Origin of the sequence: Geodermatophilus dictyosporus, from assembly GCF_900115505.1 — a bacterium.
In the GTDB taxonomy this organism is placed as follows: domain Bacteria; phylum Actinomycetota; class Actinomycetes; order Mycobacteriales; family Geodermatophilaceae; genus Geodermatophilus; species Geodermatophilus dictyosporus.
The window spans coordinates 587339-610510 of sequence record NZ_FOWQ01000001.1; the positions used below are offsets into that span (position 1 = coordinate 587339).

19 protein-coding genes and 1 pseudogene are annotated in these 23172 nt (G+C 75.9%); 7 read left to right on the plus strand and 13 right to left on the minus strand.

Going from position 1 to position 23172, the window contains the following annotated elements:
• Nucleotides 1-194: 194 nt before the first annotated feature.
• Nucleotides 195-833: an LbetaH domain-containing protein gene (locus BMZ33_RS02720; protein ID WP_091107466.1), complete on the plus strand. Its 639-nt coding sequence runs from the start codon at nucleotides 195-197 to the stop codon at nucleotides 831-833.
• Here the strand turns inward: BMZ33_RS02720 and BMZ33_RS02725 are convergent.
• The 7 genes from BMZ33_RS02725 to BMZ33_RS02755 are packed head-to-tail and all read right to left on the minus strand — an operon-like array spanning nucleotide 773 to nucleotide 9424.
• The gene (locus BMZ33_RS02725; RefSeq protein WP_091107468.1) at nucleotides 773-1906 is read right to left on the minus strand and encodes a glycosyltransferase; all 1134 of its coding nucleotides are present in this window, start codon (nucleotides 1904-1906) and stop codon (nucleotides 773-775) included. The two genes, BMZ33_RS02720 and BMZ33_RS02725, sit on opposite strands and share 61 nt — an antisense overlap.
• Nucleotides 1903-3048, minus strand: a complete 1146-nt coding sequence (locus BMZ33_RS02730) for a glycosyltransferase family 4 protein (protein WP_091107471.1) — start codon at nucleotides 3046-3048, stop codon at nucleotides 1903-1905. The genes BMZ33_RS02725 and BMZ33_RS02730 overlap by 4 nt, the downstream gene beginning before the upstream one ends.
• 40 nt (nucleotides 3049-3088) lie before the next feature.
• Nucleotides 3089-4525 (minus strand): oligosaccharide flippase family protein, encoded by a 1437-nt coding sequence (locus tag BMZ33_RS02735; RefSeq protein WP_169063799.1) that lies wholly within the window; start codon nucleotides 4523-4525, stop codon nucleotides 3089-3091.
• Between the two features lie 46 nt (nucleotides 4526-4571).
• Entirely contained in the window at nucleotides 4572-5591 is a 1020-nt protein-coding gene (locus BMZ33_RS02740; protein WP_091107475.1) for a YveK family protein, read from the minus strand.
• Nucleotides 5588-6697, minus strand: coding sequence for a glycosyltransferase (locus BMZ33_RS02745; RefSeq protein WP_091107477.1), 1110 nt, complete (start codon nucleotides 6695-6697; stop codon nucleotides 5588-5590). The genes BMZ33_RS02740 and BMZ33_RS02745 overlap by 4 nt, the downstream gene beginning before the upstream one ends.
• Nucleotides 6672-7970, minus strand: a complete 1299-nt coding sequence (locus BMZ33_RS02750) for an O-antigen ligase family protein (protein ID WP_169063800.1) — start codon at nucleotides 7968-7970, stop codon at nucleotides 6672-6674. Before BMZ33_RS02750 ends, BMZ33_RS02745 begins: the two co-directional genes overlap by 26 nt.
• 8 nt (nucleotides 7971-7978) lie before the next feature.
• Nucleotides 7979-9424 carry a sugar transferase gene (locus BMZ33_RS02755; RefSeq protein ID WP_169063801.1) on the minus strand — a complete coding sequence of 482 codons (1446 nt, stop codon included), beginning with the start codon at nucleotides 9422-9424 and terminating at the stop codon, nucleotides 7979-7981.
• A gap of 242 nt (nucleotides 9425-9666) precedes the next feature.
• On the opposite strand from BMZ33_RS02755, the gene BMZ33_RS02760 reads away from it, so the two are divergent.
• Nucleotides 9667-10371: a M50 family metallopeptidase gene (locus BMZ33_RS02760; RefSeq protein ID WP_091107480.1), complete on the plus strand. Its 705-nt coding sequence runs from the start codon at nucleotides 9667-9669 to the stop codon at nucleotides 10369-10371.
• Here the strand turns inward: BMZ33_RS02760 and BMZ33_RS02765 are convergent.
• Together BMZ33_RS02765 and BMZ33_RS02770 are read right to left on the minus strand one after the other, a co-directional pair.
• Nucleotides 10368-12740, minus strand: a complete 2373-nt coding sequence (locus BMZ33_RS02765; protein ID WP_091107483.1) for a glycoside hydrolase family 65 protein — start codon at nucleotides 12738-12740, stop codon at nucleotides 10368-10370. The genes BMZ33_RS02760 and BMZ33_RS02765 overlap by 4 nt on opposite strands.
• Nucleotides 12737-13471 carry an HAD family hydrolase gene (locus tag BMZ33_RS02770; RefSeq protein ID WP_091107485.1) on the minus strand — a complete coding sequence of 245 codons (735 nt, stop codon included), beginning with the start codon at nucleotides 13469-13471 and terminating at the stop codon, nucleotides 12737-12739. The genes BMZ33_RS02765 and BMZ33_RS02770 overlap by 4 nt, the downstream gene beginning before the upstream one ends.
• Nucleotides 13472-13670: 199 nt before the next feature.
• On the opposite strand from BMZ33_RS02770, the gene BMZ33_RS02775 reads away from it, so the two are divergent.
• A complete protein-coding gene (locus BMZ33_RS02775; RefSeq protein WP_091107486.1) occupies nucleotides 13671-14216 on the plus strand; it encodes a YbhB/YbcL family Raf kinase inhibitor-like protein in 546 nt (181 codons plus the stop codon).
• Nucleotides 14217-14302: 86 nt separating this feature from the next.
• Nucleotides 14303-15250 (plus strand): serine hydrolase, encoded by a 948-nt coding sequence (locus BMZ33_RS02780; protein ID WP_091107488.1) that lies wholly within the window; start codon nucleotides 14303-14305, stop codon nucleotides 15248-15250.
• A gap of 31 nt (nucleotides 15251-15281) precedes the next feature.
• Here BMZ33_RS02780 and BMZ33_RS02785 read toward each other — a convergent pair whose 3' ends face one another.
• Complete coding sequence (locus BMZ33_RS02785) at nucleotides 15282-16082, minus strand: GNAT family N-acetyltransferase (RefSeq protein ID WP_091107490.1); 801 nt, start codon at nucleotides 16080-16082, stop codon at nucleotides 15282-15284.
• Nucleotides 16083-16195: 113 nt separating this feature from the next.
• On the opposite strand from BMZ33_RS02785, the gene coaA reads away from it, so the two are divergent.
• Both coaA and BMZ33_RS02795 read left to right on the plus strand, forming a co-directional pair.
• Nucleotides 16196-17158, plus strand: a complete 963-nt coding sequence (gene coaA, locus BMZ33_RS02790; protein WP_091107492.1) for a type I pantothenate kinase — start codon at nucleotides 16196-16198, stop codon at nucleotides 17156-17158.
• A gap of 274 nt (nucleotides 17159-17432) precedes the next feature.
• A complete protein-coding gene (locus BMZ33_RS02795; RefSeq protein WP_091107494.1) occupies nucleotides 17433-17633 on the plus strand; it encodes a DUF5999 family protein in 201 nt (66 codons plus the stop codon).
• A gap of 50 nt (nucleotides 17634-17683) precedes the next feature.
• On the opposite strand, the gene BMZ33_RS02800 is transcribed toward BMZ33_RS02795, so the two are convergent.
• Complete coding sequence (locus BMZ33_RS02800) at nucleotides 17684-18466, minus strand: hypothetical protein (protein ID WP_136697179.1); 783 nt, start codon at nucleotides 18464-18466, stop codon at nucleotides 17684-17686.
• Between the two features lie 52 nt (nucleotides 18467-18518).
• On the opposite strand from BMZ33_RS02800, the pseudogene BMZ33_RS23660 reads away from it, so the two are divergent.
• A pseudogene (locus BMZ33_RS23660) lies at nucleotides 18519-19294 on the plus strand (DUF5701 family protein).
• Here BMZ33_RS23660 and gcvP read toward each other — a convergent pair.
• Both gcvP and BMZ33_RS02815 read right to left on the minus strand, forming a co-directional pair.
• Nucleotides 19291-22284: an aminomethyl-transferring glycine dehydrogenase gene (gcvP, locus tag BMZ33_RS02810; protein ID WP_091107499.1), complete on the minus strand. Its 2994-nt coding sequence runs from the start codon at nucleotides 22282-22284 to the stop codon at nucleotides 19291-19293. The pseudogene BMZ33_RS23660 and the gene gcvP overlap by 4 nt on opposite strands.
• Nucleotides 22285-22591: 307 nt before the next feature.
• A complete protein-coding gene (locus tag BMZ33_RS02815) occupies nucleotides 22592-23167 on the minus strand; it encodes a MerR family transcriptional regulator (RefSeq protein ID WP_091107505.1) in 576 nt (191 codons plus the stop codon).
• Nucleotides 23168-23172: the final 5 nt, after the last annotated feature.

Sequence of the window (23172 nt, forward strand, 5' to 3'; positions counted from 1 at the left end):
AGCAGGGTCCCACTCGTGCGCCACACCGTGCGAGGTCTGGGGATACGGGTCACACGAGGAGGGATCGGCGCATCCACGTGCGGGCTGGATGCCCCGTCGGGGTGACCCGGGTCCGGTACCCCGCCGTCCGGTGACCGCCCTCGTCGCTGATCCGTGTCGCGTGCCTCCCGATACGGGGCACGTCCGGGACGAGGATGACCGTCCGCCACGACCGGGACCTGGTCGGGTCGGACCTCCACCGCCCGCGCGCGCAGACCGGCCCGGTCCCCCTGCTCCGTCACCCGGTCGTGGGCGGCTCGACCGGGGCCCTCCAGTACGTCCTCTGGGTGCGGACGTGCGGCTTCGCCGTCACCCACGCGCTGCCGCGCCTGACCCGGTACCCGGTGAGCCGGACGGTGTTGCGGCACGACACCGACGAGTACGGGTTCGACACCCCGCACACGACCTCCATCGGCCACGGCCCCTACACCGGACACTGCGGTGGGAGCGTCGTCCACGATCGGGCGGTCATCGGCGACAACTGCAACCTCTCCCAGCAGGTGACCCTCGGTCAGGCCGACCGGGCCCCGCCCGGAGGGCACCCGGTCATCGGCGACGACGGCTGTCTCGGTCCCGGCGCCAGGCTGGTCGGAGCCGTGCGCATCGGCGACGACGTCGCCATCGGCGCCGACAGCGTCGTGCTCGACGACGTCCCGGACCGTCCCGTCGTGGTCGGCGTCCCGGCCCGGGTCGTCCGCCTGAACGGTGCTGCCGGCTACGTGGAGGACACCGGCTACCCGCGGGCCGCCCCGCCGGTCGCGTCGGCCCACGGGTCACCGAGCAGGTCGGCGTAGACGTCCAGCATCCGGGCGCCGCTCACGTCGAGCCCGAACGCACCGGTCACGTGGTCCCGGCCGGCGACGCCCTCCCGGTCGGCCCCCACCCGGTCGCGGAGTCGGGCGGCGACCGCCTCCGCGAGTGCGGCGGGGTCCTCCACCGGGACGACGGCCCCGGTACCGGGGACGACGGCCTCCCGTGCACCGGCCACGTCACTGATCACGACGCTGCGGCCACTGGCCCCGGCCTCGAGCGGGACCAGGGCCATCCCCTCCCAGCGGGAGGGCACCACGATGACGTCCGCGGCGGCGTACCAGTCCCGCGGGTCCGAGCTGTTGCCGGCGACGAGGACGCCCTCCCCGGCAGCCGCGGACAGGCGCTCCCGCCACGGCCCCTCCCCCACGAGCGCCAGGCGCGCGTCCGGGACCGACCGCCGGACCGCGGGCCAGGCCGCGAGCAGCACGTCCTGACCCTTCTGCTCGCTGAGCCGTCCCACGCACACGGCCAGCGGCGCGTCCGCGACTCCCAGCCGCGCCCGCGCGCCGACGCGCTCGCGGGGGGCGTACCGGTCGGTGTCCACACCGTTGGGCACGACCCGCGCCCTCCCCTCCAGCGGCACGCCCAGCGCGACGGCGTCCCGGCACTCGGCCTCGCTGACGCAGACGATCCGCTGCGCCCAGCGCACCGCGAACACCTCCCAGGCGAGGGTGGCCCGCCGGAGGACGCCCTGCACCGCGAGGAAGGACCAGGCGTGCGGCTGGTAGATCGTCGGGACCCGGCCGCGCAGCGCGAGGCGGCCGGCGAGGCCGGCCTTGGCGCTGTGCAGGTGCACCAGCGAGGGGTCGAGGTCCCGCAGGAGGCGCCGCAACACCGACGTCTCGCGGGCCACGACCGGACCAGGACTCCGCTGGGCCGCCCACGACAGGTGCCGCCCCCCGGCCGCGGTGACCTCGGCGGCCAGCCAGCCGTCGTCCGGGCACACGACGCTGACCTGCAGCCCCGCGCCCACCTGGTGGCGGACCAGCCCGACGACGCAGCGGGCGACCCCCTCGCTCGTCGGCTGGGCGACGTGGACCACGTGCACGGTCACGCGCGTGCCCCCGACCCGTTCGCCAGCAGGTCCTCGTAGAGGGCGAGGTGTGCGTCCCGCGCCACCTCCACCGAGAACCGCTCCCGCGCGAGGACGGCGGCCCGCCGTCCCCAGTCCACGGCCCGATCTCCCGTCGTGAGCTCCTCGAGGGCACGCGCCAGCGCCGTGACGTCCCCCGGCGGGACGACGGTGCCCGCACCCGTCACCATGTCAGCGACCCCTCCGACGTCGGTGGCGACGACCGGCTTGCCCGCGCCGAGCGCCTCGATGAGCACCAGCGGCTGCTGCTCCATGGCCGACGGCAGCACGAACGCGTCGGCCTCACCGAGCAGCCGGGGCACGTCGGTTCGGAAACCCAGGAACGTCACCCGGCCCTGCAGCCCCAGCCGGGATGCCGTCGCCTCGAGATCAGCGCGTTCGGGGCCGTCCCCCGCCACCTGCAGCACCACGTCCGGCGGCAGGGCGGCCCGGGCCATCGCCTCGAGGAGGAGGTGCACGCCCTTGCGGCGCACGAGCAGTCCGACGAAGAGCAGCCGACGCACCGGGCCCGCCGGCACGGACGCGGGGGGCAGCGGCAGCCCGTTGTCGATGTGGACGACGCGGTGGGCGGGGACCCGGAGCCGCTGCTGCAGGAACCGGCCCATGGACGCCGCGGGCACCACGGTGCGGGTCACGGTCCGGGCCACCACGGCGTCCGCGGCCAGGACGGTGCGGGTGTAGCGCGAGGGCGGCGGCCCGCCGACACCGCGGAACCACGGCTCGGTGACGTCGTCGGGGACGCCGTGGTAGCTGTGCACCACCGCCCGCGGCCGCCCGGCCCGCTGCGGCCCCCAGGCCGCACCGGCGCAGACCAGCCCCGAGCGGCGGTCCTGGGCGTGCACGACGTCCGGCCGCCAGGCGCCCACCTGCCGGCGGGCCCGGAGGATCGCGTCGAGCGCGCCCTTGCCCTCGACCAGGACCTCGGTGTGCAGGGCGGCGATGCGCTCCGCGCCCCGGGCGGGCCGCGGACCGAAGACCTGCACCGTCCACCCCGGTACCTGGCTCAGGGCCAGGGCCAGCTCGACCGTGACGTCGACCGGCCCGCCCCGGTCCTGCGTCAGCAGGAAGGCCAGCCGCCGGGCTTCCGTCGGGCCACTGCTCATCGTCGGGTCCCTCCCGTCCGCCGCTCCACCGCTGTCCTGCTCACCGCGCCACCGCTGCCCGCAGGTCCCGGACCAGGGGCCGGTCGACGACGACGAGCGCGCCGACGTAGGCCAGCAGCACGAGCACCCCGACGACGGCACCGCCGACCAGCGAGTCCGCAGGCGGCAGGAGCCCCGCCCGGCCCGCCGCCTGGTGGCCGACGGCGACGAGCGCGGCGGCGCCGAGCGGCGGGAGCAGCGCACGGCCGAGGCCGGACCCGAGGACGCCGGCCCGGGCGAGCATCACGACGACGACGACGGCGGCGACCGCGACCGCGCCGACCTGGGCCCAGGCCATGCCGACGATCCCGAACCGGACGAGGGTCACGGCAGCGACCAGCAGGACCACGACGTGCACGACCTGGGCGCGCAGGTAGGACCCCGGCCGGCCCGAGGCGCGCAGGGCCTCGTGGCCCATGAGCACCAGCCCCAGCAGGACGCCGTAGACGGTGAGCACCCGCAGGACCGGGGCCGACCCGGCCCAGCGCGGGTCGATGACCACGATGCGGTCGGCCAGCAGGGCGAGGGCGAGGTAGGCGCCCCCGGTGGTCGCCGCGAGGACGTGCACGAAACGCACCACGGCCGGCGCCATGGCCCGCTCGCCGCCGGACGCCATGAGCCGGGCGTACAGCGGGAAGGCCACGCCGCCGAGCACCACCGCACCCATCACGTAGGGCACGAAGGCGATGCGGAAGGCGAAGGAGTAGACCCCCGTCGCGGCCTCCCCGAGGACCCGGGTGACGACCACGTAGTCGAGGTTGAGCAGCACCAGGCCGAGCACCGCACCCGGGCCGGTGACCGCTGCCCAGCGGCCCACGGTCCGTGCGTGCGCCGCCGACCACCGGGGCCGCAGCCGGATCCCCACCGCCGTGCCCAGCAGCGGCGCGAGGACGGCGGTGGTCACCAGCCCCGCGACGAGCGACCACTCGCCGAGCCCGGCCGCGGCTCCGACGACCGTGACGGCCGCACCGGCCAGCGCGCTGCCCGCGTCCGGGACCAGCCGCCGGCGGAAGTCGAGCTGGCGGTGCAGGTAGGCCATCTGCACGCCGGCGAGCGCGGTGAAGGGCAGGCTCAGCACGGCGACGCGCAGGAGGTCCGTGGCCGTGCGGGCGCCGGCCAGCTCCGCGAGCTGCGGGGCGAGGACGGCCGCCAGGACGGCGATGAGCGCACCCAGGCCGACGGAGATCGTGACGACCGTGCCGGCGAAGCGACGGGGTTCCTCGGAGGTGCGGGCGATGACGTCGTACACCCCCGCGGACTGCACCACGAGCGCCAGGTTGACCAGTGCCACCGTCACCGTCACCGAGCCGAGCTCGGCGGCCGTGAGGAACAGTCCCAGGGCGAGCGTGACGAACACCTGCGAGCCCTTGCTCAGCAGGTTGACCAGACCGAGCCACAGCGCTCCCCGCGAGGCCGCGCCGGCCAGCCCCTGGCTCACGGGCGGCACCGGCCGGTGCACCGCGCCCTCGCCGCGCCGGACGTGGTCACCGGACCACCACGGCGCCGATCGCGTGCCCGGACTCGAGGGCCTGCAGCAGCGCCGCCGTGAGCTGGTCCGGCGTCGTGCGCCGCAGGTGCACGGTGACCACCGCGAGCTCCACCGGCGTGGCCTCGCGGACCCGGTGCCGGGCCTCGGTCGCCGTCCGGCGGTCGGTCACGCCGTTCGAGGCGTGGTCCTCGTCCCTCTCCCAGGCAGCCGCCGGACGGTCGGCCGCCCGCCGGACCAGCCGCTCGCCGATCGCGTCCACCACGCCGTCCTCGGCGCCGGCCCCTGCCGGGAAGGACCAGACCTGGCGCACACCCGGTGCCGCGAGGGCCAGGCGCGTGACGACGACGTCCAGTCCCCGGTCCCCCTTCCCGACCGCGACGACCGGCACGTCGGGGGAGGCGACCGAGCGGACGATCCGCTCGACGTCGGGGACGGTCAGCAGCCGGGGCCGCAGGACCTGCACGGCCGCCACCGCGAGGAGGCCCACCACGACTGCGGCCAGCAGCCCCAACCCGCCGGCCAGCAGGGGATCGGGTCCGACGCGGGTGGTCTCCGCCTCGACGTCCCCCAGGAGGCTGAACGTCCCGACGGGCGCGACCAGGTCGCTGTCGACGATCTCGTCGACCACCGCCCGGAGCACGGCGGTCGCCGTCTGGGGGCTGTCCCCGGTGGCGGTCACCCGGGCCACGCCGGAGGCCGGGACCAGCTCCACCGACACCGACTCGGCGAGCGTCGCGGCGTCCATGTCCGGGAACCGGTCGGCGAGACGGTCCAGCACCGGGGACGAGACGGCCACCTCGGGGAGCGCCGGCATGACCGAGCTGACCACGGCTCCGTAGTCGGGGTCGGCCTGGTTCCCGGTGGCCACGGGCGTGGCCACGATCCCCACCCTCGCCTGGTACTCGGGAGCACGGCTCAGCAGCAGCGCCAGGACCAGCGCCAGGGTCGCAGCCGCGGCGAGGACGGCGGGGACGAGCGCCCGGCGCAGGGCCGCCAGTGCCTGGGAGCGGGTCACCGGGCGGCTCCGTGGGCCGTGGACCCCGCGCGGTCGCCCAGGAGCGCGCGGAGGAGCGCGTCGTACCGCCGGGTCATCTGCACGGGGTCGTACCTCTCCGCGATCGTGCGTCTCGCGGCCTCCGACGCAGCCGTGCGCGCGTCGTGGTCGGTGAGGACCCGTCCGAGGGCGGCGGCGAGGTCCTCGGGCGCTCCGGGCGGCACCAGCAGGCCGCCACCGTCCCGGAGGACCTCGGTCAGACCGTCGACCGCGGTGGCGACGACCGGCCGTCCGGCCGCCATGGCCTCCAGGACGAAGACGGGCAGTCCCTCCCAGTCCGACGCGAGCGTGGCGACGTCCGCGGCGGCGAGCAGGCGCGGCACGTCCGACCGGTTGCCCAGGAGCCGCACCCGGTCCCCGAGCCCCAGGTCGGCGTGCAGCGCCTCGATCGCCGGCCGGTTGGGCCCGTCCCCGGCGACGAGGAGGACGCAGTCACCGGGCACCCGGGCCCACGCCCTCAGCAGGACGTCGTGCCGCTTCTGGTCCACCAGCCGTGCCGCGCAGAGGGCCACCGGGGCGTCCGGCGCCAGGCCCAGCTCGCGCCGGGCGTCCGCTGGGTCCGGCAGGTCGGGGGCGGTCACCGCGTTGGGGATGACGACGGGCCGGCGACGCAGGCCCGCGGCGCGCAGCCGGCCGGCGATCGCCTCGCTGACGGTCACCACCGCCCGGGGCGCCACCCCGAGCAGCCGGGCGGCCGGGCGGTAGTCCTCGGCGGCCACGCCGTGGAACACGGTGACGACCGGGACCCGGCGTCGACGGGTCAGCTGCGCCAGCGCCACCGCCGCGGTGACGCCGACGTTGTGCGCGATCACCGCGTCGGGATCGGTGGCCGCCAGCGCCCGGCGCGTCGCCGCGACGGCACGCGCCAGTCCTCCGGCGCTGCGCCGCGACAGGGGCACCCGGTGGACGTCGGCCAGTCCCGCCGCGACGATCTCGTCCTCCCGGGAGCCGCCTGCGCTGGCCACCGACGAGCGCCACCCGACCTGGGGTCCCCGCCGCACGAGTTCGACGACCAGGGACTCCGCACCCCCGGTGCCCATCTCACCGATGGCGTGCAGGACGTGCATCGACAGCTCTCCTCTCCCGGCCGGGGTCGCCGGTGCGACTGCGCAGGTCGAGGGCGGCGGCGATCGCCAGGCCCGCCCACAGCGGCATGTAGTACTGCTCGGACAGGAACACCGAGCTCACGCAGACGGCCAGCAGGCTCCCCTGGACGGCGAGGGCCGCCAGCAGCCAGGGGTCCCGTTCGGCGGCACGGTCGGCGCGGCGCCGCCGGACGGCGTTCTCGCTGGCCACGAGCGCCGCCACGATCCCGCCGACGAACAGCAGCAGAGCCGTCAGCCCGAGCTCGGCGCCCACCTCGAGGTACATCTCGTGGGCCACCGGGGTGAGTTCGGCGAGCTCCGCGAAGCCGGAGTACTCGACGTACCCGCCACGGAAGCCGCCCGGTCCCACGCCCAGGAGCGGGTTGTCCGCGAGCATCCGGGCCGCGGCCTGCCAGCGCAGCAGCCGGGTGTCGACGTTGCTCGCGGCGATGTAGGTCTTCTGGTCCAGTGCCTGCTGCACCACGTCCTGGGCCAGCACCAGGATGGGTACGGCCAGGGCGGCGAGCAGCGCCCCGGCCGCCGCGAGGAAGCGGGCCGGCACCAGACCCCGGGCCAGGGCCCAGACCAGGACGAGGGTCGTGGCGATGATCCCGCCCCGGGACAGCGTGGCCAGCGCGCCCACGAGCAGCAGGGCGAGGACCGCTCCCCAGGCCAGCGAGGTCAGCGGTCGCGCGGCCTTCCGGACGGCGAGCAGGACGATCGGGACGGCCGCCGTGATCACGTAGGCGAGGTCGTTGGGGTCCTCGAGCGGTCCGGTCGCCCGGGGGGAGCCGAGGAACGCGAAGCTGACCACGGCGCCCGCGGCGCTCGCCGCGGCCCCGGCGACCAGCGCGTAGAGCCCCACCCACGGGTCGACGTCGCGGGTGAGGACGTCGACGAGCGCCACGACCAGCAGCAGGAAGGGCAACCAGCGGATGGCGTAGGACAGCGCGTAGCCGTTGTCCAGGTTCACCGCGGTGGAGGCCAGCACCAGGGGGACCAGGCCCACGGCGCACCAGACGACCGGGTGGGAGACGCCGACCGGGCGTCCGCGTGCCAGGCGGCCGACCAGCCACGTCACCAGGAACAGGGCCGGTGCCACCTTGCCCAGGTTGGCGTCGACGTCCTGCAGGTACCCCTCGAGCGGGGCCAGCGCGAGGGTGGCGACGAGCGTGACGCGCAACAGCCGGCTGCGCGGGGGCCGCGCACCGGTGTCCTCTCCGGCCCCCTCCAGGCTGCGGGGAACGGCCGGCACGTACGCCGTCAACCTCCCTGCCGTCGCACGACCTGGCCCACCGTCTTCACGACGATCTTCATGTCGAGCCACGGCGACCAGTTCTCGATGTAGTAGTTGTCGAAGCGGGCACGGTCCTCGATGGAGGTGTCCCCCCGCAGGCCGTGCGCCTGGGCCCACCCGGTCAGCCCGGCCGGCACGCGGTGGCGGGCGGTGTACCGCGGGATGTGCGAGGAGAACTGCTCGACGAAGTGGGGACGCTCGGGGCGCGGACCGACCAGGCTCATGTCACCCCGGATGATGTTCCACAGCTGCGGCAGCTCGTCGAGGGACGTCGCCCGGATGAACCTGCCGACCGGGCCCAGGCGGTCGTCGTGCTTGATGTTCCAGTTGGTCTGCGACTCGGTGTCGTCGACCGGCTTGAGGGAACGGAACTTCAGCACGTCGAACGGCCGCCCGTCGATGCCCACCCGCTGCTGGCGGAAGATGATGCCCGGGCCACCCTCGTACCGGACCGCGAGCGCGACGGCGGCCATGATCGGGGAGAGGCAGAGGAAGGCCAGGCCGGCGACGGCGACGTCGGCCACCCGCTTCGCCGTCCACCAGGGGCTGCGGAAGACCGCGCGGCGGACCCGGACGAGGGGGATGCCCCAGATCTCGTCGGTGTACCGGTTGGCGTTGTGCAGCTCGAACAGGCGGGGGACGAGGAAGACCTCGACGTCGAGCCGGTCGCACGTCCGCAGGATGTCGACGAGCTCGTCCTCCTGCGCCGACCCGAAGGCCACGATGACGTCGCGGATGGACTGCTCGCGGATGACCCGTCCCAGGTCCCGGTAGGCGCCGAGCACGGGGGCGGGCAGCAGGGGCGTGTCGTCGGCCGGCGGGTCGTCGTCGATGAACCCCACCGGGTCGAGACCGTAGGTCCGGCGCTCCAGGAGCGTGTCGGCCAGCCGGATCCCGACGTGTCCGGCACCGACGATGAGGGTCCGGTGGCGGACGAACCCCCGGCAGCGGGCCCGCCGGACGACCGAGTAGGCGATCCGACGCACCACGAGCACCGCCGCCAGCAGGACGGCCGCGTGCAGGACCTGCCGCGGCGGGGGGTCCACGTGCGGCAGCAGGGAGATCATGGCGAGCTTGAACGCGAAGCCGACGAACGACGCGGCCACGAGGTAGGGCAGGTCGTCGAGCAGGGAGAGGTTCAACCTCGATCGGTACAGGCCGGCGATGTAGAAGACCGTGATGTTGACGAGCAGCACCACCCCGTGGATGGGTGACGTCGGCTGCGTGATCGCGGTGGCGACGACGAAGGCCACGACGTCGGCGAGGACCAGGTAGGGCCGGACACCACCGCGGAGCCACCAGGGCTCCGGGTTGCGCCAGGGGGCCTCCAGGCTCAGCGCCGTGGCCTTCGGCGGTGGCGGCGGGGCCGTCGCCGCGGACCCGGGCGTGGCCACCACCACGTCCGGGTCCACCCTCTGTCGAACGTGCTCGGTCACGCGAACCACCCCCGTGTCGCCTCAGCCCGAAGACACTATCCGCACCGGCGTGTCGCCGCCCGTCGAGGTCAGCCGTGCGGAGCGGGCACCGTCCCGGCCCACGGCCGGTCCCCGGGCGACTCCGCTGCGTCGCGCTCGTGAGGTCCCGCGGGCCCACGGCGGTGGACGGTCAGCCGCCTGACCGCGGCCTCCCAGCCCGGTGCTGTTCACTCGCCGCCGTGGACGCCCTCGACCGCCTCTGGACCCGCGCGACCGCCGAGGTGCCCCTCCCCCTCGAGGTGCTCGTCCTCACCGCCCTGGTCGCGCTCGTGGTGGTGACCAGCCCGGCGCTGTGGCGGCCGGCCCGCACGGTGGTGACCATCGCGCACGAGGGCGCGCACGGCCTGGCCGCGGTCGCCACGGGCCGCCGGCTGGCCGGCATCCGGCTGCACTCGGACACCTCGGGGCTGACGGTGTCCGCCGGGCGCCCCACGGGGCTGGGCATGGTGCTCACCCTGCTGGCCGGCTACGTCGGCCCCGGGCTGTTCGGGCTGGGTGCGGCCGCGCTGCTGGCGGCCGGCTACGCCGTCGGGGTGCTGTGGGCCGTCCTCGCCCTGCTGGCGCTGCTGCTGCTGCAGATCCGCAACTTCTACGGCCTGGGGGCGGTGCTGGTGACCGGCGCCGTCGTCGTCGGCGTCACCGGGTGGCTGCCGGCGGCCGCGCAGGCCGCGTTCGCCGCCGTCGTCACCTGGTTCCTGCTGCTCGCCGCGCCGCGGACGGTGCTCGAGCTGCAGGCCGAACGGCGCCGCCGCGGCACCCCGGACTCCGACGCCGACCAGCTCGCCCGGCTCACCCACGTCCCCGCCGCGGTGTGGGTGGCCGTCTTCCTGCTCGTCGACGTCGCCGCGCTGGTGCTCGCCGCGACCTGGCTGCTGGCGGGCTAGTCGCGGCGGCCGTTGCCCCGGCGGCGCGGCGCGGCGCCCGGCGGCTGGGACACCGGCGCCACCTCCGGCGCGGGCGGGTTGTCCAGCACCAGGTCGGCGTCGCCCACGGTGACCCGCCGGCCGTGGTGGTGGACGTCGAGCGGCTCGCCGTCGCGCAGGCAGTAGGTCGTGCGCTCCTTCTCGATGGTCACCTGCAGGCAACGGCCCTGGTAGGCCAGCCGGAAGCGCAGCCGGTCGATCCGCGAGGGCAGCCGCGGGCTGAACAGCAGCCGGCCGTCGTGGTCGCGCATGCCGCCGAACCCGGCGACGGCGATCATCCAGCCCCCCGCCAGGGAGGCGATGTGCAGGCCGTGCCCGGCGTTGCCGTGCAGGTTCTGCAGGTCGGTCAGCGCGGCCTCGCCCCAGTAGTCGTAGGCCAGCTCCAGGTGCCCGGTCTCGGCCGCCACGACCGCCTGCTGGGCGGCCGACAGCGAGCTGTCGCGCACGGTGCGAGCCTCGTAGTAGGCGAAGTCGGCGACCTTCTCCTCGTGGGTGAAGGCGTCGCCGCGCAGGTGCAGCGCCATCACCAGGTCGGCCTGCTTGACCACCTGCTTGCGGTAGATCTCGAAGTACGGGTAGTGCAGCAGCAGCGGGTAGCGGTCGGGCGGGGTCGCGGCGAAGTCCCACTCCTCGTGGTGGGTGAACGCCTCGGACTGCATGTGCACGCCCAGGCGCGGGTCCCACGGCACGCGCATCAGCCGGGCGGCCCGCTGCCAGTGGGCGACCTCCTCCTCGGTGACCTCCAGCCGCCCGGCGACGTCGGGCTGGCGCTCGACCGCCGCGGCCGCCTCGCGCAGGTTCCGCTGCGCCATGAGGTTCGTGTAGACGTTGTTGTCCACCACCGCGGTGTACTCGTCGGGGCCGGTCACCCCGTCGATGCGGAACCCGTCCTCGGCGTCGAAGTGGCCCAGCGACGCCCACAGCCGGGCGGTCTCCACGAGCAGCTCGGCGCCGAAGTCCCGCTCGAACTCCTCGTCCTGAGTCGCGTGCACGTAGCGGACGACGGCGTCGGCGATGTCGGCGTTGATGTGGAAGGCCGCCGTCCCCGCCGGCCAGTAGCCGCTGGTCTCCTCGCCGCGGATGGTCCGCCACGGGAAGGCCGCACCCTGCCGGCCCAGCTCGCGCGCCCGCGAGCGCGCCAGGTCCAGCGTCGAGTGCCGCCACCGCAGGGCGTCGCGGACGGCGTCGGGCGCGATGTAGGTGAGCACGGGCAGCACGTAGGTCTCGGTGTCCCAGAAGGTGTGCCCGTCGTACCCGGGGCCGGTGAGCCCCTTGGCCGGGATCGGCTGGCGCTCGGCGCGCAGGCCCGCCTGCAGCACGTGGAAGACACCGACCCGCACGGCCTGCTGCAGCTCGCCGTCCCCGTCGATCTCGACGTCGGCCAGCGCCCAGTGGTGGTCGAGGACCTCCTTCTGCTCGCGCATGAGCCGCTCGAAGCCGGCCAGCTTCGCCGTCGCCAGCGCGCCCTCCACCTGGTCGCGCAGCGCCGCGGCCGAGCGGCGCGAGCTCCAGCCGTAGGACAGGTACTTGACCAGCTTGAGCGAGGAGCCCTGCGGCAGCCGGGCGGCGAGGGTGAAGCGGGCCAGGTCCTCGCCGGCCTCCATGTCCTGCGTGGCGGTGTCGGGGACGTCGACGACGTGGTCCATGCCCGCGGCCATCCGCAGCCTGCTGCGCCGCGTCCGGTGCACCAGCACCGCTCGCTGGCCGCGGCCGACGGCCAGCTCGTTGACCAGCGGGCGGCGCAGCGCGGCGGCCGCGCGCGGGTCGTCGCCCTCGGTGCCGCTGTCGACCGGCTCGTTGGCCAGCAGGTCCGACTGCAGCGCCACGTAGAGGTCGCCGCGGTCGTCGCTGCACTCCACCGAGTACTCGATCGCGGCGATCGAGCGCCGGCGCAGCGAGACCAGCCGGGTGCTGGTCACCGTCACCGTGCGCCCGTTGGGCGAGCGCCACTCGGTCACCCGCCGCAGCACGCCGCGGCGCAGGTCGAGGGTGCGGCGGTGGTCGACGACCTCGCCGTAGTCGAGGTCGAGCGGGGTGTCGCCGACCAGCAGCCGCACCAGCTTGCCGTCGGTGACGTTGACGACGGTCTGCCCCTGCTCGGGGAACCCGTAGCCGGCCTCGGCGTAGGGCAGCGGCCGCTCCTCGAAGAAGCCGTTGAGGTAGGTGCCGGGGACGACGATCGGCTCCCCCTCCTCGAACGAGCCGCGCATGCCGATGTGCCCGTTGGCCAGGGCGAACACCGACTCGTGGACGCCGAGGGAGGCGTGGTCGAGGCCGATCTCGGTGAGGGACCACGGCTCGATCGGGAAGCTGGGCCGGCCCTCGGTCACCGGGCGCCGCCGTCGAGCAGCTGGTCGAGGTCGGTCACGACGACGTCGGCGCCGTGCGCGCGCAGCGCCTCGGCCTGCCCCACCCGGTCCACCCCCACGACGTGGCCGAACCGCCCGGCCCGCCCGGCCTCGACACCGGCCAGGGCGTCCTCGAAGACGGCGGCCTCGGCGGGCTCGACGCCCAGCGCCCGCGCGCCGGCCAGGAAGGTGTCGGGTGCGGGCTTCCCGCGCAGCCCCTCGCGGGCGGTGACCAGGCCGTCGACGCGGGCGTCGATGAGGTCGGCGAACCCGCCGGCGGCGATCACCTGCTCGCCGTTGGCCGAGGCGGTGACCACCGCGGTGGCCAGCCCCGCGTCCCGGGCCGCGCGCAGGTAGGCCAGGGAGCCGGGGTAGACCTCGACGCCGTTCTCGGCGAGCTCGGCCAGCAGCAGCTCGTTCTTGCGGCGGCCGATGCCGTGCACGGTCGCCGCGTCCGCCGGGTCGTCGGGTGTGCCCTCGGGCAGCGTGATGCCGCGGCTGGCCAGGAAGTCGCGGACGCCGTCGGCCCGCGGCTTGCCGTCGACGTAGCGGTTGTAGTCCAGCTGGGTGAACAGCGGCGCCTGCGGGTCGCCGGCACGCAGGTACTCGTCGAAGGTGCGCTTCCACGCGGCCATGTGCACCGTCGCGGTGCGGGTGAGCACGCCGTCCATGTCGAAGAGACAGGCACGGATGCCGTCGGGGAGTCCGAGCACGCGCCGACGCTACCGGCGCGCGCATGGCGGCGACGGGTCGACCACCTGTCCGGGTGCCGGCGCCGGCGGGCGGGGCACCCTCCGGCCCCGCTGCAGGGGCCCGCCGGGAGTCTGCGAGCGGTGGGGGCAGCGGGCCCTGTCACTAGGGTCGGCGTGGAGGTGGCAGGACGCGCCGCCCCGGACCCGAGGAGAGGACCCCATGGCCGAGCGGCCCGCGCCCCCGAACCCCTACGACTTCCTGCCCCCCGTCCCGTCGTTCACGGTGACCAGCACCGACGTCGGCGACGGGGAGGTGCTGCCGATGCCGCACGTGAGCGGGGTCCTGGGCGCCGGCGGGGAGGACCGCTCGCCGCAGCTGTCGTGGTCGGGCTTCCCGGAGGGCACCAAGGGGTTCGCCGTCACCGTCTACGACCCCGACGCCCCGACGGCCAGCGGCTTCTGGCACTGGATCGTCACCGGCCTGCCCGCCTCGGTCACCGAGCTGCCCGCCGGCGCCGGCGACCGGGACGGCTCGGGGCTCCCGGCCGGCGCACGGCAGCTGCGCAACGACGCGGGCTTCCCCGGCTACGTCGGCGCCGCTCCCCCGGCCGGGCACGGACCGCACCGCTACTACACCGTCGTGCACGCCCTCGACGTCGAGGACACCGGCGTGCCCGAGGACGCCTCGCCCGCCTTCCACGGGTTCACCCTCTTCGGCCACACCCTCGCCCGTGCCGTCCTGGTACCCACCTACTCCCAACAGTGACGACGCTCCGGCAGGACACGGAACGGTAACGGGGTCGTAGGCCGCCGGGGCACGCGCCCGGCGGGGGAACCGGGTATCCACGGATCATGGCGTCCCGGGAACCCACCCGGCCGGCCCCCGCACCTCCCGCGCCGGCCCGTCCGCCGTCGCGGCGCGCGCTCGTCCCCCTCCTCGTGCTGGCCCTGCTGCTCGCGCACCTCCTCCTCGGCGGTCCCCGCCGTGCCGCCGCCGCGCCGCCGGCACCTGCGGTGGTCCCCGCCGTGGTCCCCGCCGTGGTCCCCGCCGTGGTCGGCGCCCACGGCGTCCCCGGGGGCACGCTGGCCGTGGCGGTCTCCGCCCTCGTGCCGGTCGCCCCCGGGCTCACCCAGCAGGCGCTGGACGGCTCCCGGGACCGGTTCGTGCTGCGCACCGCCGACAACGGGGACGCGGCCGGCCGGCCCCTCCCCACCGCCTCGCTGGTCAAGCTCTTCCTCGCCGAGGACCTGCTGCACCGGGCCCGCGCGGGGACGGTCGCCCTGGGGGAGCGGGACTGGCGGCTGCTGCAGGACATGGTCAGCGCGTCCGACGACCCGGCCGCCTCGGAGCTGTGGGACCGCTTCGACGGCCCGCAGATGGTGCGCGACGTCGCCGCCCGCTACGGCCTCAGCGGCACCGCTCCCCCCGCCGACCCCACCCAGTGGGGCGAGACGACCACCACCGCCCGCGACCTGGCCCGGTTCCTCGCCACGTTGCGCCGGGTCGCCGACCCCGCCGACGCCGCCACGCTGCTGTCCTGGATGAGCACCGCCACCCCGATCGCCGCCGACGGCTTCGACCAGCGCTTCGGCGTCTTCGGCACCGCGCCGCCGTCGACGGCGGTCAAGCAGGGCTGGATGTGCTGCCTCGGCGGCCAGCGGCACCTGCACTCGGTCGGCGTCGTCGACGGCCGGGCGGTCGTGCTGCTCAGCGAGGTGCCGCGCGGGGTGTCCTACGACCGGGCGCGGGCCGCGCTCACCGCGGCCGCCGCCGCGCTGCCGTCGTCGGACCCCGGCTGACGGCGGGGACCGGACCCCGCGCGGGCCGTGCTCAGCGCGGGCCGGGACGGTCGGCGACGCCGGTGGCGCCCACCCACGCGAAGCCGACCCGTTCGTAGGTGCGGGCCACGTCGTCGTCGCCGGCGGTGAGGAACACCAGGTCGGCGGTGTCGCGGGCGTGCGCCACCAGCGCGGAGGCCAGCGCTGCGCCCACGCCGCGGCCCCGGCGGCGCGGGGAGCTGGCGACCCCGACGACCTCGCTGACCTCCCGGCCCCCGACGTCGACCGGCTGGTGCGCGCCCACCGCCACCGGCCGGCCGTCCTCCGTCGCCACCATCACCACCGTCCGGCCGGTCGCCACCCGCTCGCGCAGCACCGCGGTGCGCGCGTCCTCCGCACCGGCGCCGTCCGGGGCACCGGCCGCCTCGGCGTCCGGCGCGAACGCCGTCTCCAGCAGCTCCTGGTACCACGGCAGCAGCGGGTCCTCCGCCCCCACCAGGTACAGCCGCACCCCGTGCGGCAGCAGCAGTTCGACCGGGTCGTCGACGACCAGCAGCGGGAACTCGGTCACCACGAGACCGGCCGCGCGGGCGGCGGCCGCCAGCGACGGCGTGCGCTCGACCACCCACTCGACCGCGGCCGGCAGCCCCGCCTCGTCCTGCAGCGCCACCGCCCGCCGGACGTCGTCGGCCCCCACCGTGCGCGTCCCCGGCCGCGGGCGCGCCGGGTAGGGCCAGGCCGGGGAACCGATCGGGACGTCGAGGGCGCCGACCGGTACCACCCGCGCGTCGGCCAGCGGCGCGGCGGCGGCGTACTGCTCGACACGGTCGAGCAGGCCGGGGCGGGTCGGCACACCGGAACCCTAGACGCGGGCCGGGCCGCCGGCCCGCGCGCGACGCCGTCCCCGGCGCGACTCCCCCCGGCGAGGGACCCCGGCGACCCGCACGGGAAGGCGCGGGCGGCACGATGGGCGGCGTGACGGCAGGGACCCGCACCCAGATCTCGCCCTACGCGGCGTTCGACCGCGCCACGTGGCGGGCGCTGGCCGGCGACCGGACGCTGCCGCTGGACGAGGCCGACCTGCGCGCGCTGCGCAGCCTCGGCGACCGCATCGACCTCGGCGAGGTCGCCACCGTCTACCTGCCGCTGGCCGATCTGCTCGCCCTGCACGTCACCGCCAGCCAGCGGCTGTGGGCCGCACAGAGCCGCTTCCTCGGCGACACCACCGCCAAGGTGCCCTACGTCATCGCCGTCGCCGGGAGCGTGGCCGTCGGCAAGAGCACCACCGCCCGCCTGCTGCAGACGCTGCTGGCCGCCGGGCCGGGCTCACCGCGGGTCGACCTCGTCACCACCGACGGCTTCCTGTGGCCCAACGCCGTCCTCGAGCAGCGCGGGCTCCTGGCCCGCAAGGGCTTCCCGGAGAGCTACGACCGGCGGGCGCTGGTGCGCTTCCTCGCCGACGTGAAGTCCGGCCGCGGCGAGGTCAGCGCGCCGGTCTACTCCCACCAGAGCTACGACGTGCTGCGCGGGCAGCACCAGGTGGTCGACCGCCCCGACATCCTCGTGCTCGAGGGGCTCAACGTGCTGCAGGCCGGCCGCCGCGACGACGGCCGGGTGCCCGAGGTGTTCCTGTCGGACTTCTTCGACTTCTCCGTCTACGTCGACGCCGCCGAGTCCGACGTCCAGCAGTGGTACGTGGAGCGCTTCCTCGCACTGCGGCGCACGGCCTTCGCCGACACGTCGGCCTACTTCCACCGCTACGCCGGCCTCAGCGACGACGACGCCCGCGCCACCGCCCTGTCCATCTGGGACGCGGTCAACGGCCCCAACCTCCGGCAGAACATCACGCCCACCCGCTCCCGTGCCCGGCTGGTGCTGCAGAAGGCCGCCGACCACTCGGTGCGCCGCGTCCTGCTCCGCAAGCTCTGACCGACCCGCGGGGCTCCTCCCCTTCGCTGTTGTCCGGCCCCTGCCGCAGCCGATCTCTGCACGACACTGTTGGGGATAACGGTCGGAGGAGCTGTACGGCCGCGCGTGTCCCCGGCCGCCCGGCTGGCAGGTGCTGACGACCCCTTCGGGTCACGTCGTGAGGTTCGTCACCACACGCAGCCCGATCGGCGGCGCACACTCGAGACGTCCGGTACTCGGACGCTCACCGCCAGTCACCCCGGCCTCCCCGCCGGCCGATCGGGAGTCGATCCTGATGTGCGTACACCCCACCCCGTGTCCCCACCCCAGCAGCGAGGTGCGTGACCTCGCCGCCGTCGTCAGCAGCCACCCCGAGCAGGGCTGGAGCCTGCTGTGCAACGGCGTCGTCCTCTTCGACGACGACGGCGAGCTGCTCCCCGACGGCCGCGCCGTCCCCGACCACCACGAGTGGCGCACCGGGCTGGTCCCGGCCTGACGGAGGGCCCTCCTGCCCCCGGGGTCTCCGGGCCCCGGGGCGCCCTCCGCTCAGCCGGCGGCGGTCTCGGCCGCGTCCCCGAGCAGCGCCGTGAAGGCCGCCTCGTCCGGGTCGCCCGCGTCCGGCGCGGCCGTCTGCGCCAGCATCAACCCCCGGCTGCCGTTCACCACGACGCCGACCAGCGCGGTCACGGTGTCCTGACCCGCCCGGTCGACCGTCACCCGCAGCGCGGCACTCGTGTCCCCGAGCTCGGGGGCGTCGAGCGCGGCCAGCCGGATCGTCGCGGTCTCCCCCTCCGTCGACGTCACCGTGACCGTCGCGCAGGCGGCCAGGAGCTGACCGACCGGCAGCTGCACACCCTCCAGCCCGGGCGACTCGGCGAGCACCTGCAGCGTCCGCACCTGCGGCCCCAGCGCCGCCTGCCCGGCGAGGACGGGGACGGCGCCCTCGCCGGCCCCGCTCGCCCCGGGCAGCGCCCCGAGCGCCGAGCCGCACAGCGCGGGCTCCACGGTGGGGGCCGCCGCGGCGTCGGCGCCGGCGTCGGCACCGGCGTCGGCACCGGCGTCGGCACCATCGTCGGCACCGCCCCACCAGTCCCCCGCCAGGCCGGCCAGGCCCGTGCCGGCCTGCTCCAGGGTGACGCCGACGACGGTCGCGTCGGCGCCGAAGGCCGTGGCGGGCAGCAGCCGGTCGCGCAGGTCGTCGGGCGACGCCGGACCCGCTACCGGGGTGGTCGCCGCCGCCGGGCTGACCGGGGCCGCGGCGTCGGGAGCGCCCGCGCACCCGGCCGTCAGCGCCACGCCGGCCGCCACGGCTGCCGAAGCCGTCGCCATCCGTGCCGCCCCGATCCGTCCCGATCCGATCCGTCCCCGCCCGCTGCGCACCATGCCGCCGATCGTCCCCCCGGGGCGCGAGGGCGTCGACCCGCCACGGGGAGGAACCGTTCCGCGGGCCCGCGCGTTGCCGGACGGTCCGCCGTCCCTCCCCCGGAGGTGTCCCGTGACCCGCGCCGTCCCCCTGACGCTGCCCTCCCCCGCCACCCAGGCCGACCGGCTGGTCGCCCTGGGCCTGCACGAGCACGCCGGGCTCGCCGCCGCCGAGCTGCGGGCGGCCGCCGCCGGGTGCCCGAGCGACGCGCTGCTGGTGCTCGCGCCCGACCGGGTGCCGGCCTCGGCGCTGGTGCCCGCGGTGCGGTGGCGGGACCGCCCGGCCTTCGTGGTCGTCGACCTGACCGATCTCGACGACTTCACGCCGCTGGCCGACGCCGTCCCGCCGCCCGGCCCCTCTACGCCCTGCGCGACCCCGACCGCGGTGACGGGCACCGCAACTGCACCCCGGACGAGACGCTGCCGCGGATCCGCGCGGCCGGCCGGACGCCGCTCACCGCGGCCGAGGGGCTGACCTGGCTGCTGCAGAGCCCGGAGGTGCTCGAGCGCAACGCCTGCACGATGACCATCGGCTCCCGGCTGCGGCGGCCCGACGGGTCCCTGGACGCCCGCACGCCGGCGCTGTGGATCAGCAACGGCACCGGACGCGACGGGCCTCAGCGCCGGGACACCGCCAGGGTCGGCTGGTGCTGGGCGGGCAACCGGCACACCTGGCTGGGCATCGCCTCCGCCGCCGGGCGCACCCCGCTCCCCGGAGCCCCCGCAGCGGGCTAGGCCTGGCCGGCGCCCACCACGTCGGCGGCGGTGCCGAGGTCGTCGGGCGCACCCTCGCCGCGGTCGGGCACGTGCGTCTGCGGCGCCTGCGCGGGCTCCGGGTCGGCGAACGCCTCCGGCGGCGGGCACGAGCAGACCAGGTTGCGGTCGCCGAAGGCCTGGTCGATCCGTCGCACCGGGGACAGGTAGCCGCGGGTGGTCAGCGAGGGCACCGGGAAGACCGCCGCCGACCGCGGGTAGGGCCGGTCCCAGTCGCCGGCGAGCATCTTGAGCGTGTGCGGCGCGTTGCGCAGCGGGTTGTCCTCGCGGTCGTACTCCCCGGAGGCCACCTTCCCGATCTCGCCGCGGATGGTCACCATCGCCTCGACGAACCGGTCGAGCTCGTCCTTGTCCTCGCTCTCGGTGGGCTCGACCATCAGCGTGCCGGCCACCGGGAAGCTCATCGTCGGCGCGTGGAAGCCGAAGTCGACCAGCCGCTTGGCGATGTCGTCGTTGGTGATGCCGGTGGCCCGGGTGAGCGGGCGGATGTCGAGGATGCACTCGTGGGCGACCAGCCCGCCGGCGCCGGTGTAGAGCACCGGGTAGTGCTCGCGCAGCCGGGCGGCGAGGTAGTTGGCGCCGAGCACCGCGTGCTCGGTGGCTCTCGTGAGCCCGTCGGGGCCCATCAGCCGCAGGTAGGCCCACGAGATCGGCAGGATGCCCGCCGACCCCCACGGCGCACCGGACACCGCCGGGCCTCGACCCCCGGTGTCGACGAGCGGGTGGCCCGGCAGGAAGGGCACCAGGTGCTCCCGGACGCCGATCGGGCCGACGCCGGGACCGCCGCCGCCGTGCGGGATGCAGAACGTCTTGTGGAGGTTGAGGTGGCTGACGTCGGAGCCGAAGCGCCCCGGCCGGGCCAGCCCGACCATCGCGTTGAGGTTGGCGCCGTCGACGTACACCTGGCCGCCGGCGTCGTGCACCGCCGCGCAGATGTCGCGGATGTCGGTCTCGAAGACCCCGTGCGTCGACGGGTAGGTGACCATGATCGCGGCCAGCCGCCCGGCGTGCTGGTCGACCTTGGCGCGCAGGTCGGCGAGGTCGACGTTGCCGGCCTCGTCGCAGGCCACCACGACCACGCGCATGCCGGCCATGACGGCGCTGGCCGCGTTGGTGCCGTGCGCCGAGGACGGGATGAGGCAGACGTCGCGGTGCTCCTCGCCGCGCGAGCGGTGGTAGCCGCGGATGGCCAGCAGCCCGGCGAACTCGCCCTGCGAGCCGGCGTTGGGCTGCACGCTGACCGCGGCGTAGCCGGTGATCTCGGCCAGCCAGGTGCACAGCTCGTCGATCAGCTGCCGGTAGCCGCGGGCCCGCCCGGCCGGCGCGAAGGGGTGCAGCCCGGCGAACTCCGGCCAGGTGATCGCGGCCATCTCGACCGCGGAGTTGAGCTTCATCGTGCACGAGCCCAGCGGGATCATCGTGCGGTCGAGCGCCAGGTCCTTGTCCGACAGCGAGCGCAGGTAGCGCATCAGCGCCGTCTCCGAGCGGTGCGCGGAGAAGACCGGGTGGGTGAGGAACGGGGTGCGCCGGCGCAGCGCGTCGGGCAGCGCGTCGGGGCCGTCGTCGTCCAGCGCGGACCCGTCCGCGGCGACGCCGAACGCCGCGGCCACCTGGCGCAGCACCTCCGGCGTCGTCGTCTCGTCGCAGGCCACCGCCACGGTGTCGGCGTCCACCCGGCGCAGGTCGATGCGGCGCGCCGCGGCGGCGGCGACCACCTCGTCGGCGCGGCCGGGCACGCGGGCCTGCACGGTGTCGAAGAAGGCGTCGTGCACGACCTCGACGCCGCCGGCGCGCAGCCACCCGGCCAGCGCCAGGGCGCTGCGGTGCACGCGGGCGGCGATCGCGGTCAGCCCCTCGGGCCCGTGGTAGACGGCGTAGGTGCCGGCCATGACGGCGAGCAGCACCTGGGCGGTGCAGATGTTGCTGGTCGCCTTCTCGCGGCGGATGTGCTGCTCGCGGGTCTGCAGCGCGAGCCGGTAGGCGACGTCGCCGTCGGCGTCCACCGACACCCCGACCAGCCGGCCGGGCAGCTGGCGGGCCAGTCCCTCGCGCACCGACAGGTACCCGGCGTGCGGGCCGCCGTAGCCCAGCGGGACGCCGAAGCGCTGGGTGCTGCCGCAGGCGACGTCGGCGCCCCACTCCCCCGGCGCCTCGAGCAGGGTCAGCGCGAGGACGTCGGCGGCCACCACGACCGCCGCGCCCGCGGCGTGCGCGGCCTCGGCCAGCGCCCGGTGGTCGCGGACCGCGCCGCTGGCACCGGGGTAGCTCACCAGCACGCCGAACGCGCCGGCCTCGGGCAGGTCGGCGGGCCAGCCCTGCGACAGGTCGGCGACGTGCAGGCCGATGCCGAGCGGCTCGGCGCGGGTCTCGAGCACGGCGAGGGTCTGCGGCAGCGTGTCGGCGTCGACGACGAAGACGGCGCCGGACCTGGCGCGCCCCGCCCGCCGGACCAGGGTCATGGCCTCGGCGGCGGCGGTGGCCTCGTCGAGCATCGAGGCGCCGGCGACGGGCAGGCCGGTGAGGTCGGCGACCATCGTCTGGAAGTTCAGCAGCGCCTCGAGCCGGCCCTGGCTGATCTCGGGCTGGTAGGGCGTGTAGGCGGTGTACCAGGAGGGGTTCTCCAGGATGGTGCGCTGGATCACCGCCGGGGTGACCGTGCCGGAGTAGCCCAGGCCGATCATCGGGACGCTGACCTCGTTGGCCGCGGCCCGCTCGCGCAGCTCCGCGAGGACGGCGGCCTCGTCGGCGGCCGGCGGCAGGCTCAGCTCGTCACGGTCGCGCACCACCTCGGGCACGGTGGCGTCGACCAGCGACTGCAGCGAGTCGTACCCGACAGTCTCGAGCATCGCGGCGGTCTCGTCGGCGCGGGGGCCGATGTGCCGGGCCGCGAACGAGCCCGCGGGGCTCAGCGCGGACAGTGACGGGAGGGGGCCAGCAGCAGCGTCCGCCATTGCATCGACGCTACCAGCGGGGATCGCACCGCCGTCCCGGTCGGGATCACCGGTGGTCCTCGCCCGGGCGCGGGGGCTGCAGGGCGGGCACGGCGGGGACGGCGCCGTCGGTGCGCCCGCGACCAGCGCCCGCGACCACGGGACCCCGGCGACTGCCTCCCGGGGTGCCGTGCCGGCCGCCGGGGTGCTGCAGGACCCGGGAGCGCGAGGAGCAGCCCCGCAGCCGTGGCATGCGCCACGCCCCGGACGCGCCGGAGGGGCGCCCCGCTGCGTGCGGGGCGCCCCTCCGGGACGTGCGGTGTCGCTGTCAGGCGGTCTGCGCGCGGCGCTGACGACGCTGCGCCAGCTCGTCCTCGGCCGCGTGCAGCGGGGCGCCGTCGAGACGCTCGGCGGGCAGCTCGGCCAGCTCCCCGGACAGCTCGCGCAGCGCACCGGAGACGGCGATGCCGAACACGCCCTGGCCGCCGGCGAGCAGGTCGACGACCTCCTCGGCCGAGGTGCACTCGTAGACCGTGGCGCCGTCGGAGAACAGCGTGACGTTGGCGAGGTCCTTGATGCCGCGGTTGCGCAGGTGGTCGACGGCCTTGCGGATGTTCTGCAGCGACACCCCGGTGTCGAGCAGCCGCTTGACCACCTTGAGCACCAGGATGTCGCGGAACGAGTACAGCCGCTGAGTCCCCGAGCCGGTGGCGCTGCGCACCGAGGGTGCGACCAGTCCGGTACGGGCCCAGTAGTCCAGCTGGCGGTAGGTGATCCCGGCCGCGGCACACGCCGTCGGGCCGCGGTACCCGACCAGGTCGCTGTCGACCTCGTCGTAGTCCGGTGCCCCCACGGCGGCGTCGCTGAAGAGCTGACCCTGGGAGCCCTCGCTCTGGTCGCTCACGTCAG

What these genes read in the sequence shown, in the direction of transcription:
- BMZ33_RS02795 (WP_091107494.1), top strand. Translation starts at nt 17,433, where the DNA reads ATGTGCGTACACCCCACCCCGTGTCCCCACCCCAGCAGCGAGGTGCGT.
- BMZ33_RS02800 (WP_136697179.1), bottom strand. Translation starts at nt 18,466, where the DNA reads ATGGCGACGGCTTCGGCAGCCGTGGCGGCCGGCGTGGCGCTGACGGCC.
- coaA (WP_091107492.1), top strand. Translation starts at nt 16,196, where the DNA reads ATGGGCGGCGTGACGGCAGGGACCCGCACCCAGATCTCGCCCTACGCG.
- BMZ33_RS02780 (WP_091107488.1), top strand. Translation starts at nt 14,303, where the DNA reads ATGGCGTCCCGGGAACCCACCCGGCCGGCCCCCGCACCTCCCGCGCCG.
- BMZ33_RS02720 (WP_091107466.1), top strand. Translation starts at nt 195, where the DNA reads ATGACCGTCCGCCACGACCGGGACCTGGTCGGGTCGGACCTCCACCGC.
- BMZ33_RS02745 (WP_091107477.1), bottom strand. Translation starts at nt 6,697, where the DNA reads ATGCACGTCCTGCACGCCATCGGTGAGATGGGCACCGGGGGTGCGGAG.
- BMZ33_RS02775 (WP_091107486.1), top strand. Translation starts at nt 13,671, where the DNA reads ATGGCCGAGCGGCCCGCGCCCCCGAACCCCTACGACTTCCTGCCCCCC.
- gcvP (WP_091107499.1), bottom strand. Translation starts at nt 22,284, where the DNA reads ATGGCGGACGCTGCTGCTGGCCCCCTCCCGTCACTGTCCGCGCTGAGC.
- BMZ33_RS02730 (WP_091107471.1), bottom strand. Translation starts at nt 3,048, where the DNA reads ATGAGCAGTGGCCCGACGGAAGCCCGGCGGCTGGCCTTCCTGCTGACG.